A 12,481-nucleotide genomic window follows, 5' to 3' on the forward strand; every position below is an offset into this window, starting at 1 on the left:
ATTCACAAAGCGATTCTCAACTCCCGGACAGGTGACCTTAACAGCTTTTCAGCGAACTCTAAAGGAGCATGGAATCCGTCATAAACTGATCCGTCCTTTCACACCCCGTCATAACGGGAAAGTGGAACGCAGCCACCGGAAGGATAACGAGCGGTTTTATGCCACCCATACCTTTTATTCCTTTGAGGACTTTTCCAGGCAGCTCCAAGTCTATAACCGTAGGGACTATAATCTGTTCCCTATGAGACCTCTGGGTTGGAAATCCCCACAGACTGTCCTGAAGGAATTTATTAAGGAGGGTGTAACATATGTTTGACAAACCCACACTCTTAGAGATTATTCGGAAATTTTTGCAGCGTTTACTTTCACGCCGGGACCCATTGTTGTTGTCAGTACAACGCTCTTCAGGTACTGACCTTTCGCAGCAGCGGGTTTTGCTTTTATAATTGCACTCATCAGAGTCTGGAAGTTTTCTGTCAACTTCTCGGAACCGAAAGATACCTTACCTACAGGAACATGGATGATGTTTGTTTTATCCAGACGGTATTCGATTTTACCAGCTTTGATGTCGTTGATTGCTTTTGTTACGTCCATTGTAACTGTACCAGCTTTGGGGTTAGGCATCAAGCCTTTGGGACCCAGTACACGACCCAGACGACCAACAACGCCCATCATATCGGGTGTTGCTACTGCAACGTCAAAACCGAACCAGTTTTCATTCTGGATTTTGGGGATCAGATCCTCTGCTCCTACGAAATCCGCACCAGCTGCCAGAGCTTCTTCAGCTTTGTCGCCTTTTGCGAATACCAATACACGAACTGTTTTACCTGTGCCGTGGGGAAGAACGACTGCACCACGAACCTGCTGATCAGCATGTCTGCTGTCAACGCCCAAACGAATATGTGCTTCTACAGTTGCATCAAACTTTGTTGTGGAAGTTTTCTGCACCAGATCGATAGCTTCTGCTGTATCATAGAGAGCTGCTCTGTCTACCAGTTTCGCAGCTTCAACATATTTTTTTCCTCTTTTCACTTTCGTGACCTCCTTATGTGGTAATATCGGGAGAATTCCCTCCCACTGTACCGGCTAATGCCGTCTGTCTTGTCTTATTCTTCTACAACGATACCCATGCTTCTTGCTGTACCGCAGATCATGCTGTATGCTGCTTCAACGCTAGCTGCATTCAGGTCAGGCATTTTCAGTTCAGCAATTTTCATTACTTCTGCCTTGGGAACTTTTGCAACTTTTGTTTTGTTAGGCACACCAGAACCGGATTCGATACCAGCTGCTTTTTTCAGCAGAACTGCTGCGGGGGGTGTCTTTGTGATAAATGTATAGCTTCTGTCCTGGTAAACTGTGATAACAACAGGAATGATCAGACCTGCCTGAGAAGCTGTTTTTTCATTGAATTCTTTACAGAAACCCATGATGTTCACACCATGCTGACCCAGAGCGGGACCAACAGGAGGAGCGGGAGTTGCTTTCGCTGCGGGAATCTGCAATTTGATATAACCTGTTACTTTTTTTGCCATGAGTGGCACCTCCTATAAATGTGGTAATTAGCGGGGATTTTCCCTCCCACCGGCGACATAAGCCGCCTTCTTCTGTCAACTGTTAAATCTTGTCAATCTGAGCGAAATCAAGTTCTACCGGTGTTTCTCTGCCAAAGATGGAAAGACTTACGACCACCGTCCGTTTGTTTGTGTTGATTTCCTGAATCACACCAACGGAATTTGCGAAAGGACCGCTGGCAACGCGAACGGAATCCCCCAGTTCTACATTCAGGTTTTCCACTTCGCCGCCAATGCCCATAGCATATACTTCCGCATCTGTCAGTGGTACGGGTTTGGAGCCGGGACCTACAAAGCTTGTTACCCCTCTGGTATTTCTGACGATGTACCATGTTTCATCTGTCATGATCATCTTCAGAAGTACATAGCCAGGGAATACTTTGCGCTGTACAGTCTTTTTCTGACCGTCTTTGATTTCCACAACATCCTGCAAAGGCACGCTCACCTCATGGATGAGATGCTGCATACCTCTGTTTTCCACGGTTTTCTCGATATTCGCCTTTACCTTGTTTTCATAACCGGAATAGGTATGCACAACATACCACTTGGATTCGGCAGATGTGTTTGTGTTCATTTCTTCCGGCTTGTTGATTTCTTCAGACATACAACCATCCTTTTTCTCGTCGTTTCCTTAACCTAAAAGATTGATCAGCGTGTCATACCCTGCGGAAAATACCGTATCCATGCAAGTAATGATGACACCCACAATCAAGGATGTTACGATGACCGTTGCCGTGCTTTTGACGATATCCACGCGACCGGGCCAAACGATCTTTTTGAACTCAGCCTTGTAATCTGCAAAGCCGTCACGTTCTTTGCCTTCGCTGTGCTTGGACTGCTTCGGCGTTACTTTTTTAACTTCCTTCGTTTCATTTGGGCTTGTCATGTTCTTTTCTTCCATACGCTTCACTTCCTTTTTGGGAGTAGCCTCAATTACTTCGTTTCCTTGTGTAATGTATGGGCTTTGCAGAACTTACAATACTTTTTGATTTCCATTCTGTCAGGCATAACTCTCTTGTCTTTGGTTGTGCTGTAGTTTCTCTGTTTGCACTCAGTACAAGCTAAGGTAATCCGTGTTCTCAAGACTTCCACCTCCATTTGATGATTTTCACTTTTTTGCATAAAAAAAAGACTTGCGTCCTTTTCCCTAACAGAATATCACAAGTCCTTTTTGCTGTCAACCATAAATTTCGAAAAAACATTGATTTTCTGCCGTTTTCTCAAAATTTGGCACATTTTTTTACTGATTTTTCAAAAAATCTTCCAGAGCGATGGCAAGCTGGTCAGGACAGCTGGTATCTCTGGGACCGCAAGTGATGCCGCGCAGTCTTTTTGCAGCTTCCTCCGGTGTCATGCCTTCTGCCAGAGCAGCCAGACCTTTGTGGTTGCCGTCACAGCCGCCCAGGAAAGAAATGTTTTTCACAACGCCGTCTTCAATGTCAAATTCCACTTTTCTGGCACAGATGCCCTTGGGTTCATATGTGATATGCATGTTTTCTCCTTCTTTCTACAAAATTCTCTCTAAAACGCTAAAAAACAGCATATCACACTTTGCCTGAAATTGCAATAAATGAGCCTTTTATTTCCTGTATTTTCCAATGGGATATGTAATCAAAAACAGCACCGCCGCTGTCAGCACCATAGTTGCCCCTGCGGAAGTATCTCCGTAGTAAGAAATAGTCAGCCCTGCCAGGGCAGATACCAGACCAAACACCGTTGTCAGCCAGTGATACCCTCTTGCGCTGCGTGTGACGTTTCTTGCGGCAGCCGCAGGCAGAATCAGCAGAGAGTTAATCATCAGAATACCGATGGCGCGGATAGATACCATAACCGCCACAGCCACCATAATAACGAAGATGTTTTCCATCAACACCACTCTTACACCACGGCTGGCAGCCAGAGAACGGTTGATGCTCAGCAGAAGCAACTGATTGTAAAACACTGCCCAGAGCACATATACCCCAATGAGTACCAGCAGCAGTACCAGCAGATCTGTCTGGCTTACAGTCAGGATGTCCCCAATCAGATAAGAGGAATACTTACTAAAGCCGCCGCTTCCTGACAGAATCACGATACCCAGTGCCATAGCTGAGGAAGAAAACACACTGATGATGGTATCAGAAGAAGCCATATTAGCGGCTTTTACCTTTGTAATGACCAAACTCAGGAAAATCCCGAATGCCAGCATGGCAAGGATGGGATTATCCAGCCCTAAAAGCACTCCCAGCCCAATGCCTGTAAAAGCACTGTGTCCAAGGGCATCGGAGAAAAACGCCATTTTGTTGTTTACCGCCATGGTACCCAACAGGGCAAAAAGCGGCGCGATAAGCACTGCCGCCAGAAAGGCATTCTTCATAAAATCATATTGAAACATGGAAAGAGGAAGGCTTTCCAGAAATCCATAAATGACGCTCATGCTTCCCCCTCCTCTTTTTCCAGATAGCCAAACACACTGCGGAATGCCTCTGTTGCGTATACCTCATCGGCATCCCCCTGTGCAATGACTGTTTTGTCCAACAGAACGACTTTATCCGCATATCGACGAATCAAACTCAAATCGTGGGACACCAGCAGGATTGCCATGTGGTATTTGTCCCGCAATTCTGTTACCCGATGATAAAACAAATCCAGCCCTGCCATATCCACACCGGAAACAGGTTCGTCCAGAATAAGCAGGTCTGGCACCGGATTGGTTGCCAGCGCCAGCAGAACTCTTTGCAGTTCCCCGCCGCTGAGAGCGCCAAGTCTTCTGTCTGCCAGATAGGCGCAGTTCATATCTTCCAGCATTTCCTGAATCTGTTTCTTTTCGCTTTTCCCGATTTTCCACCATACAGGGCTTTTGCCCCTTGCCGCAGCCATAAAGTCTGAAACGCTCACAGGCGTAGAACGGTCAAAATCCATCTGCTGAGGCACATAGCCAATTTTCGGCTGTATGATTTTTGCCCCATGGTGGTCCTGATAGGAAATTTCTCCTTTATAAGGGCGTTCTCCCAAAATGGCTTTTAATAATGTAGTTTTGCCTGCACCATTTTTTCCAATAAGTGCTGTCAGCTCCCCGCAGTGAAACTGCAAATTGATGTTATCCAGCAGGGTATCCTGTCCGCTGACCACCTGTATGTCTTTTAAGGTAATGCTGCATAGCCCACAGCTGTTGTGTGTCTGCATGTTCGTTCCTTCTTTCGTTTCTTATGACAATGCATCTGCCAAAATCTGCAAATTCCGTTCCATTCCCAGACGATATACGTCTTTGTTCAGTTCACCGGAAGTGATGGGGTTCAGTTCTACCACCGTTGCCCCTGTTTCCGCCGCCAGTGTTTCTGCATATTTCATACCTGCATCGTCTGCTGCCAACAGCAGTTTGATGCCGTCCTCTTTGATTTCTTCAGCCGCTTCTGCCATTTCTTTTGCAGAAGGTTCTTCATTTTCGTCAGCATAAATGCCAACGCCCACTTCCAGACCGCACAGCTCTGTCAGATAAGGGAAGCCTTCATGGAATACTGCCACTTCTGTGCCCGGTGCCGCTTGGATGGCTTCTGCCTGTGCAATGACGCTTTCCACGCTTTCCGCAAAAGTAGCTGTATTTGCCGCATACTTGTCTGCATTTGTAGGGTCTGCCTGAGAAAGGGCGTCACAAATCACTTCTGCCTGCTTCACCCCATTGGAAGGATTCAGCCAGATATGTGCGTTCACTTCTTCTTCATCAGTTTCTTCTTCCCCTTCATGGGCGTGACCGTGGTCGTCACCAGCCAGTGTCACAGAACCAGTAGATGTATCTACGATAAACAAGTCAGGATACTGCCCCATGACCTTATCCAGAAAGCTTTCCATGCCCAGACCGTTGATGAGCAGCACGTCTGCGCCTTCCAGTGTTTTCATATCTTCTGTTGTCAGTTCATAGTCGTGAAGGCAGCCTGTCTGGGGCTGTGTCATATTTTTCAGTGTCACGCCTTCCACGCCATCTGTCACATTTGCTGCCAGCAGATAAACGGGATAAAAACTTGTCACAACGGTCAAGCCGTCTGCCTGTGCTGTTTCTTCTGTTGTATTTTCACTACCATTGCCGCAGCCGCCCAAAACCATTGCCGCAGCCAAACAAAAAGCCAATATCTTCTTCATATGGCATCTCCTCTCCATTCTAAATGCAATTCAGTTGCAAAATGATTGTATGCCCTTTGTTCCCACTTGTCAAGCCGTTTTTTTCTGGTATGATAAAAGTATGCATCACAAATGACCGGAGGATTTTTATGATACGCAAGTTTCAAAACCATACACCACAAATACCAGATTCCTGTTACATCTTTCCCACTGCCACCATCATCGGCGATGTGGTATTAGGCGAAAACGTCATTGCCTATCCTGGCGTTGTCATCCGCGGCGAACGCCATAAGGTGGTCATTGGCGATAACACCAATCTGCAGGAAAACAGCACCATTCATATGGAATGGGACAGAGACTGCATCATCGGCAGCGGTGTCACCATCGGACATAACGCCATTATCCACGCCTGCACCATCTGCGATAACGTATTGGTAGGCATGGGTGCCATCGTACAGGACGGCGCTGTCATTGGCGAAAACAGCTTCATTGGTGCAGGTGCGCTCATTCCCCGCAAAATGATTGTTCCGCCCGGCAGCATGGTCTACGGTTTCCCTGCTCGGATTGTACGCCCCATTACGCAGGCAGAGTACGAAGAAATCCGAGAATCTGCCGCAGAGTATCAGCTCTACAAACAAGATCTGGAAGCACAAGATGCAGCCTTAGCAAAAGAAGGGCGTTTGGACTGACTTTTGTACCCATAAAGCCAATTTCTGAAAAATTATATCAAATGGTTTTATGCTGCAAATGCCCATTTTCCGGTACATCCTGCCCCTTTGTTTCCTGATGCATCTATTTTTATACCAAATTTCGTAAATATTCCTTGCACAATACGAACTTTTGATATAAAATAGGCTTGTAGAATGATAAAGGAGGTGTATCCAATGGCTCACAAAATCGGACCCGAATGCATCGGTTGCGGCGCTTGCGCTGGCGAATGTCCTACAGGTTGCATCCACGAAGCTGGTGGCGTTTACGAAATCAACGCTGCTGAATGTATCGACTGCGGTACATGTGCTGGTGCTTGTCCTACAGGCGCAATCAAAGCTGAATAATTTCAACTATAAAAAAAGTGAGTGCAAACTCACTTTTTTTGTTTCCCAAAAAATAAGCACGAAATCAAATTCCATTGATTCCGTGCTCTTTTTTTATTTAAAGTCCAATTTCATAAAATGTTCTATACATTTGCTTTCTCATTGATTCCCATCAAGCGCTTTTTTCCACTTTGATGGTTTTCAGCACATCCGCCAATGCATTGTGATACTGCAATACCAAATCCGCTTCTTCTGTGCCCGGTTCAAATACGGAATCCTGCATACCTGCGTAAGCCAGTACAAAGCCCTTTTCTTCATCCCGCAGCACTTCTGTTTCCAGGGGTACTTCCTGGATCTTCAGATCATCATATTCGCTGGTAGTATACAGTACAATACTGCCAATGTTACCTACCTTGTCGCCTTTTTTGAACTGAATGGTCGCAGCATTATCATATTCGGAATAAGGTTCAAAACTCAGATATTCCACCAGATTATCCGGCACACTGAAGGAGATGGCGTAACGCTGTTCCCCCAGCTGTAATACCGTATCCATATTGGGTTCTGCCGGCAGACCACTGATTTTTTCCAGTTTCAGACTGCCCAGAATGTCCTGTGCCGCATTCTGATACTGCTGCACCAAATTTGCTTCTTCTGTACCCGGTTCAAATACGGAATCCTGCGGACCATTATAAGCCAGTACAACGCCATTTTCCTCATCCCGCAGTATTTCTGTTTCCAGTGGCAGATTTTCATTTTTCAGCGCATCATATTCTGCCGCGTCATAAATCACCAATCTTCCAATATTCCCATCCTGATCACCTTTGGTAAAGAGAATATTGGCTGCCGCAGTGTCCTCCGGGAATGTGGTCAAACTCAAATATTCTGCCAAATCAGAGGGAACGCGGAAAGAAACTTCATACCGGGAAGCGCCCAGCTGCAATACTGTCCGCATGTTTGGTTCTTCTGTCTGAGCTGTATTTGTCTGTTCTGTTTCTGGAGCCTGCTGTGTGGTGCAGCCTGCCATGGTTGCCGCCATTACCAGCGCCATTGCTGCTGCAAAAATGTTTCTCATCTTCTTCATAGTAACATCCTCCTTTTACTTCGTTACTGAAACGCTCATCTAATCTCTCAGACTGATGCCCCGATCATAAATTCCTTTTTTTCATTATAGCAAAGAAAATACATTTGTACGCAAACACACTTCTTTTGTAAGATTTTCTTGTAAATCCTTGAGATATTTTTTGTTTTGCAAAAGCGCAGAGAAACAATGGTTCTGCTTCTCTGCGCGTTGCAACACAAATCCGTTATTTTACGATTTCAAACTCCGGCATACCTGCTGCACCTGCAGCGATTTCATATTTCTGGAAAACGATGACGGGATTGCCTGCTTCATTGATATAGAATTTTGTTTCCGGTGTAATAGTGGTAAAACCGCCCATTTCTTCATCGAAGTACAGCCCGCTGTCGTCTGCAGCGATCTGTTCTTTGATGCTTTCGTTGGCAATGTCAATATAATCAGGTCCCAGCAGTTCTTCCAGTGTGATTTCGCTGTTATCTTTCAGATCCACATTGTAGCATTCATAAATATAATCAGCGCTGACCATATTATTATATGCTTTCAGGACAAAGGATACCTGGTCTTTTGTTTCAGACTTTACATCATAGTCCACATACACCTGAATGTCCTTATCGTCAAATTCTTTTTCCGTACCGCCCGTTGCCAAAAAAGCTTCTTTGTACTGAGCAACTTCCCAATCCGCTCTCGCTTCGTAATCTGTTGTCAGGTGCAGAATTTCATCATTGATTTCTGCCGCATAACCATCTTTTCCTGCTACCTGTGGTACATTGATGCGAAGTTTCATGTCTCCCTCATCACCTTCATAGGTGCGTACTGTTTCCACAGCAGAAGCCTTGTCATCCTGTTTTTCTTCTGCCAATGCAGTGCCTGTTGTGCCGCAAATTACCGCACATGCCATCATCAAACCAGTTGTTTTTTTCCAATTCCAATATTTTTTCATCTCAATCACCTTTCCTCTGATCTTTCTATTTCTAAACTCTTCATTACTGCCCTATTCTTTTCATTCTGTAAATTTATTTTGTGATTTCAAATTCTGGCATCCCTGCAGCCCCCGCTGCAATTTCGTATTTCTGGAAAACGATGACAGGATTGCCTGCTTTGTTGATATAGAAGTTTGTTTCCGGTGTAATGGTGGTAAAACCGCCCATTTCTTCATCGAAATACAGTCCGCTGCTGTCTGCATCGATTTGTGCCTTGATGCTTTCATTGGCGATGTTGATATAATCAGGTCCCAGCAGATCTTCCAGTGTGATTTCGCTGTTGTCTTTCAGATTGATGTTGTAATATTCTGTTACCACTGTGGATGCGTTCCAGTCTTCATATCCAGTCAGTACCAAAGAGAGAGTATCTTCTGTTTCGCATTTCACTTCATAATCCACATTGACTTTGATATTTTTTGCCTCAAATTCTTCTTCTGTGCCGCCTGTTGCCAGAAAAGCTTCTTTGTAGGCTTCGATGTCTTCCGCAGCCTTCGCTTCGTAATCCGCTACGATCTTCTGAATTTGTTCATTGACATCTTTGGAATATCCTTCTTCCGCACCATCCACCTGTGGAATTTCTGTGGAAATGGTCTTGTCCCCATCGGATATTTCATAACTGCGGAATGTGAGTACCCGGGAGATGCCGCCCAAAACGGGATTTGCCTGCATATCGGTGGCAAATGTGGGGCTGATATTCAATCCAGCTGTAAAGCAAAATACCGCACATGCTGCTACCAAGCCTGTTGTTTTTTTCCAATTCCATCTTCTCTTCATATGACTCACCCTTTTCCCATCTCGTCTTGTCTGAATCACTTCTACTTTTTCATCTTTCTGTTCTGTTTCTTTGCTCATCTCACCTAATGCCAGCCGCATTCTCTCATTTAATTCGGCTGGAATCTCAATCTGCTCGTAAATCTTTTTGGTATCCAGCAGCCGTTCCTCCAAATCTTTTGCCTTCATGTTGCCACCTCCCCATAACATTGCTGCCGCAGTTTTTCCAGTCCCGTGTATAGCCGATATTTCACTTGGCTCAGGCTGATGCCTGTTACCTCAGCGATCTCTGCCAATGTCATGTCCTCATAAAACCGCAGCACAACCACCGTTTTCATCTCCTCCGGCAGCCCCATGACCGCTTGGTACATTTCACTCTCTTCCTGCCATTCCTCCTTTGATCCATCGGGAATTTCCCGCATCTGTTCTGGTTCCAAGGGTACTTCCCGTCCATATTTTTTCATATAAGAAAGACTTTCGTTCACTAAAATCCGGTAAAACCAAGTCTTGATATATGCCATTTCCCGAATGCTTTCTGCATGTTCCAGTCCCTTCACCACGGCGTTCTGCACAATATCCAACGCCGCTTCCTGACTGCGTACATATGAAAAAGCAAGGCGGTAAAATTTTTCCTGGTTGGCTACCAGGTACGCAGCCAACGCCTCTTTTTGATTTTGGCTCATACTTCATACCTCCATCGCCTGCGCTTGTTTTCCTTTCTGTTATATAGACGATTCACCCCTTGAAAAAGTCTGAAAAAAAGCAAAAAAAATAAAAAATTTTTTGCATAAAAAACCCCGAAGGGATAAACCCTTCGGGGAATTGGTTTTTAAGCCATTGTGTTTGATATATTCTGTTCGAATTATACCAGACCCTGAGCCATCATAGCAGCTGCAACTTTCTTGAAGCCTGCGATGTTAGCACCAGCTACCAGGTTGTAACCCAGACCAGCTGCTTCTGCTGCTTCAACGGACATTGCATGGATGTTTTTCATGATGCCAACCAGTTTAGCGTCAACTTCAGCGCCATCCCAGCTGTATCTCATGGAGTTCTGAGCCATTTCCAGAGCGGAAACTGCTACACCACCAGCGTTAACAGCTTTAGAAGGAGCAACGATCATGCCGGGTTCAGCCATAGCTCTTGCCAGACCTGCGTTTGTTGTAGGCATGTTAGCAACTTCGATGTAGTATTTTGTGCCGTTAGCGATGATCTGTTCGATTTCAGGAACATCCAGTTCGTTCTGGTATGCAGCGGGCATGCAGATATCAACTTTCTGACCCCAAGGTTTCTGTTTAGGGAAGAATTCAACGCCGAATTTATCAGCATAGTCCTGAGCACGGTTTCTGCCGGAGTTTCTCATTTCCAGCATGTAGTTGAATTTTTCTTCTGTTGTGATACCTTCGGGATCGTAGCAGTAGCCGTCAGGACCGGACAGTGTAACAACTTTACCACCCAGCTGAGCAACTTTCATTGCGATACCCCAAGCAACGTTACCGAAACCGGACATAGCAACTGTTTTGCCTTCGAATGTGTCGCCTTCATGTTTCAGAACTTCGTTTACATAGTATGTAGCGCCGTAGCCTGTAGCTTCGGGTCTGAACAGGGAACCGCCGTATTCCAGACCTTTACCAGTCAGGACACCATTTTCCCAGCAGCCTTTGATTCTCTTATACTGACCATACAGGAAGCCGATTTCTCTGCCGCCAACACCGATGTCACCAGCGGGAACGTCAACGTCGGGACCAATGTGTCTGTACAGTTCTGTCATGAATGCCTGGCAGAATCTCATGATTTCCATATCGGATTTGCCTGTGGGATCGAAGTCGGAACCACCTTTGCCGCCGCCGATAGGCAGACCAGTCAGGGAGTTTTTGAAGATCTGTTCAAAGCCCAGGAATTTAACTACGCCAGAGTATACTGTGGGATGGAATCTCAGACCACCTTTGTAAGGACCAATAGCGGAGTTGAACTGTACTCTGAAACCACGGTTAACCTGTACTTTACCAGCATCGTCAACCCATGTTACTCTGAAAGAGATCTGTCTTTCAGGTTCAACCAGTCTTTCCAGCAGACCCATTTTTTCATATTCGGGATGCTGTTCTACTTCTTTTTCGATAGAAGAGAATACTTCTTCTACTGTCTGGATGAATTCAGGTTCATGTGCGTCACGTTTTTTAACCTGTTCAATTACGCGTTCGATATAAGCGTTCATAACTCAATGACCTCCTACATTTTGTCTTTTCTTTAACTGAGTTTTTGCGGAAAACCCGCTTTTTTGTTTCTCAATGAGAAACAGTGAAGATGAAAAAGCCCCTTCTTTCCAACGTTTTGAACAAACCCGGAAAGTTTTTTGGCTCTCTTACGTCTCTTATTATAGCACACTTTTTATGGATGTGTAGCATTTTTTTGAAGAATTGTCTTTATTTTTCCACAAAATTTCCATTAAAAAATTATGCAAAAAAACGTTTTCTCTTCTTTTTTCGTCATCTTTAAAAATTCCGTAAATTTTGGCATAGTTTTAACAATGATTTTTTGGATAAAATCGAACAATTTGCACAAAGCCTATTTTGCCAATGGGAAAAGAAATCCGAACTATCCCTTTGCAAATCAAAACCACTAGTAAACTAGTGGTTTGAACAACCCCTAGAAGGGGTATTACGTGCTGATTCCCTAAAAGGGAATATTGAAGATTTGGCATCGCATTACGATTACAGGCAGCCACTAAAAGTGGCTGTCTTTTTTCGCCTTATTCTCCTCTATTACCCGTAAACGGGTCTGTATACTCTTTTAATGAAATCTGATCTACCATATAATCTTCTTCCAACTGATTTTTTATGTACTCTTTTATCACCTTTTCATTTCGCCCTACTGTGTCAACAAAATATCCTCTTGCCCAGAAATTTCTTCTCCCATATTTATATTTTAGATTTGCATGCCGATCAAATATCATCA

General features: G+C 44.8%; 18 protein-coding genes. 3 read left to right on the forward strand and 15 right to left on the reverse strand.

Going from position 1 to position 12,481, the window contains the following annotated elements:
- The coding region (locus BUB35_RS15985; RefSeq protein WP_072853379.1) for an integrase core domain-containing protein at positions 1–316 on the forward strand (316 nt) is incomplete at its 5' end.
- 20 nt (positions 317–336) lie between these two features.
- Here the strand turns inward: BUB35_RS15985 and rplA are convergent.
- The 9 genes from rplA to BUB35_RS16030 form a co-directional block, all read right to left on the reverse strand.
- Positions 337–1,032 carry a 50S ribosomal protein L1 gene (gene rplA, locus BUB35_RS15990; protein WP_072853381.1) on the reverse strand — a complete coding sequence of 232 codons (696 nt, stop codon included), beginning with the start codon at positions 1,030–1,032 and terminating at the stop codon, positions 337–339.
- A 74-nt stretch (positions 1,033–1,106) separates the two neighbouring features.
- Positions 1,107–1,532, reverse strand: coding sequence for a 50S ribosomal protein L11 (gene rplK / locus BUB35_RS15995; protein ID WP_072853383.1), 426 nt, complete (start codon positions 1,530–1,532; stop codon positions 1,107–1,109).
- Between the two features lie 82 nt (positions 1,533–1,614).
- Positions 1,615–2,175, reverse strand: coding sequence for a transcription termination/antitermination protein NusG (gene nusG, locus BUB35_RS16000; RefSeq protein WP_082381268.1), 561 nt, complete (start codon positions 2,173–2,175; stop codon positions 1,615–1,617).
- 27 nt (positions 2,176–2,202) lie between these two features.
- Complete coding sequence (gene secE, locus BUB35_RS16005; protein WP_084730747.1) at positions 2,203–2,472, reverse strand: preprotein translocase subunit SecE; 270 nt, start codon at positions 2,470–2,472, stop codon at positions 2,203–2,205.
- 32 nt (positions 2,473–2,504) lie between these two features.
- On the reverse strand, positions 2,505–2,669 hold the full coding sequence (gene rpmG / locus BUB35_RS16010; RefSeq protein ID WP_272872617.1) for a 50S ribosomal protein L33: 165 nt from the start codon (positions 2,667–2,669) through the stop codon (positions 2,505–2,507).
- A 142-nt stretch (positions 2,670–2,811) separates the two neighbouring features.
- A complete protein-coding gene (locus tag BUB35_RS16015) occupies positions 2,812–3,063 on the reverse strand; it encodes a TIGR03905 family TSCPD domain-containing protein (RefSeq protein ID WP_072853385.1) in 252 nt (83 codons plus the stop codon).
- Positions 3,064–3,150: 87 nt separating this feature from the next.
- Complete coding sequence (locus tag BUB35_RS16020) at positions 3,151–3,987, reverse strand: metal ABC transporter permease (protein WP_072853387.1); 837 nt, start codon at positions 3,985–3,987, stop codon at positions 3,151–3,153.
- Complete coding sequence (locus tag BUB35_RS16025) at positions 3,984–4,703, reverse strand: metal ABC transporter ATP-binding protein (protein WP_407394468.1); 720 nt, start codon at positions 4,701–4,703, stop codon at positions 3,984–3,986. Before BUB35_RS16025 ends, BUB35_RS16020 begins: the two co-directional genes overlap by 4 nt.
- A 54-nt stretch (positions 4,704–4,757) precedes the next feature.
- Positions 4,758–5,687, reverse strand: coding sequence for a metal ABC transporter substrate-binding protein (locus tag BUB35_RS16030; protein ID WP_159432907.1), 930 nt, complete (start codon positions 5,685–5,687; stop codon positions 4,758–4,760).
- 128 nt (positions 5,688–5,815) lie between these two features.
- Here BUB35_RS16030 and BUB35_RS16035 point away from each other — a divergent pair, with 128 nt between their 5' ends.
- Together BUB35_RS16035 and BUB35_RS16040 are read left to right on the forward strand one after the other, a co-directional pair.
- The gene (locus BUB35_RS16035) at positions 5,816–6,355 is read left to right on the forward strand and encodes a gamma carbonic anhydrase family protein (RefSeq protein WP_072853393.1); all 540 of its coding nucleotides are present in this window, start codon (positions 5,816–5,818) and stop codon (positions 6,353–6,355) included.
- A 195-nt stretch (positions 6,356–6,550) separates the two neighbouring features.
- A complete protein-coding gene (locus BUB35_RS16040) occupies positions 6,551–6,721 on the forward strand; it encodes a DUF362 domain-containing protein (protein ID WP_054330413.1) in 171 nt (56 codons plus the stop codon).
- Between the two features lie 151 nt (positions 6,722–6,872).
- On the opposite strand, the gene BUB35_RS16045 is transcribed toward BUB35_RS16040, so the two are convergent.
- The 6 genes from BUB35_RS16045 to BUB35_RS16070 form a co-directional block, all read right to left on the reverse strand.
- The gene (locus BUB35_RS16045) at positions 6,873–7,781 is read right to left on the reverse strand and encodes a hypothetical protein (RefSeq protein ID WP_072853395.1); all 909 of its coding nucleotides are present in this window, start codon (positions 7,779–7,781) and stop codon (positions 6,873–6,875) included.
- Positions 7,782–8,004: 223 nt separating this feature from the next.
- Positions 8,005–8,718: an RsiV family protein gene (locus tag BUB35_RS16050; protein WP_072853397.1), complete on the reverse strand. Its 714-nt coding sequence runs from the start codon at positions 8,716–8,718 to the stop codon at positions 8,005–8,007.
- A gap of 73 nt (positions 8,719–8,791) precedes the next feature.
- Positions 8,792–9,718: a DUF3298 domain-containing protein gene (locus BUB35_RS16055; RefSeq protein ID WP_072853399.1), complete on the reverse strand. Its 927-nt coding sequence runs from the start codon at positions 9,716–9,718 to the stop codon at positions 8,792–8,794.
- Entirely contained in the window at positions 9,715–10,212 is a 498-nt protein-coding gene (locus tag BUB35_RS16060; protein ID WP_072853401.1) for an RNA polymerase sigma factor, read from the reverse strand. Before BUB35_RS16060 ends, BUB35_RS16055 begins: the two co-directional genes overlap by 4 nt.
- Before the next feature lie 179 nt (positions 10,213–10,391).
- Positions 10,392–11,741, reverse strand: coding sequence for an NADP-specific glutamate dehydrogenase (gene gdhA / locus BUB35_RS16065; RefSeq protein ID WP_072853403.1), 1,350 nt, complete (start codon positions 11,739–11,741; stop codon positions 10,392–10,394).
- Between the two features lie 534 nt (positions 11,742–12,275).
- Positions 12,276–12,481, reverse strand: a 206-nt coding sequence (locus tag BUB35_RS16070) for a transposase (protein ID WP_200777568.1), incomplete at its 5' end; no start/stop codon positions are given.

The sequence above is a fragment of the Anaerotignum lactatifermentans DSM 14214 genome (assembly GCF_900142265.1).
Lineage (GTDB): Bacteria > Bacillota > Clostridia > Lachnospirales > Anaerotignaceae > Anaerotignum > Anaerotignum lactatifermentans.

What these genes read in the sequence shown, in the direction of transcription:
- BUB35_RS16050 (WP_072853397.1), bottom strand. Translation starts at nt 8,718, where the DNA reads ATGAAAAAATATTGGAATTGGAAAAAAACAACTGGTTTGATGATGGCA.
- rplK (WP_072853383.1), bottom strand. Translation starts at nt 1,532, where the DNA reads ATGGCAAAAAAAGTAACAGGTTATATCAAATTGCAGATTCCCGCAGCG.
- gdhA (WP_072853403.1), bottom strand. Translation starts at nt 11,741, where the DNA reads ATGAACGCTTATATCGAACGCGTAATTGAACAGGTTAAAAAACGTGAC.
- BUB35_RS16035 (WP_072853393.1), top strand. Translation starts at nt 5,816, where the DNA reads ATGATACGCAAGTTTCAAAACCATACACCACAAATACCAGATTCCTGT.
- BUB35_RS16045 (WP_072853395.1), bottom strand. Translation starts at nt 7,781, where the DNA reads ATGAAGAAGATGAGAAACATTTTTGCAGCAGCAATGGCGCTGGTAATG.
- rpmG (WP_272872617.1), bottom strand. Translation starts at nt 2,669, where the DNA reads ATGGAGGTGGAAGTCTTGAGAACACGGATTACCTTAGCTTGTACTGAG.
- BUB35_RS16060 (WP_072853401.1), bottom strand. Translation starts at nt 10,212, where the DNA reads ATGAGCCAAAATCAAAAAGAGGCGTTGGCTGCGTACCTGGTAGCCAAC.
- nusG (WP_082381268.1), bottom strand. Translation starts at nt 2,175, where the DNA reads ATGTCTGAAGAAATCAACAAGCCGGAAGAAATGAACACAAACACATCT.
- BUB35_RS16015 (WP_072853385.1), bottom strand. Translation starts at nt 3,063, where the DNA reads ATGCATATCACATATGAACCCAAGGGCATCTGTGCCAGAAAAGTGGAA.
- BUB35_RS16020 (WP_072853387.1), bottom strand. Translation starts at nt 3,987, where the DNA reads ATGAGCGTCATTTATGGATTTCTGGAAAGCCTTCCTCTTTCCATGTTT.
- secE (WP_084730747.1), bottom strand. Translation starts at nt 2,472, where the DNA reads ATGGAAGAAAAGAACATGACAAGCCCAAATGAAACGAAGGAAGTTAAA.
- BUB35_RS16030 (WP_159432907.1), bottom strand. Translation starts at nt 5,687, where the DNA reads ATGAAGAAGATATTGGCTTTTTGTTTGGCTGCGGCAATGGTTTTGGGC.
- BUB35_RS16055 (WP_072853399.1), bottom strand. Translation starts at nt 9,718, where the DNA reads ATGAAGGCAAAAGATTTGGAGGAACGGCTGCTGGATACCAAAAAGATT.
- BUB35_RS16040 (WP_054330413.1), top strand. Translation starts at nt 6,551, where the DNA reads ATGGCTCACAAAATCGGACCCGAATGCATCGGTTGCGGCGCTTGCGCT.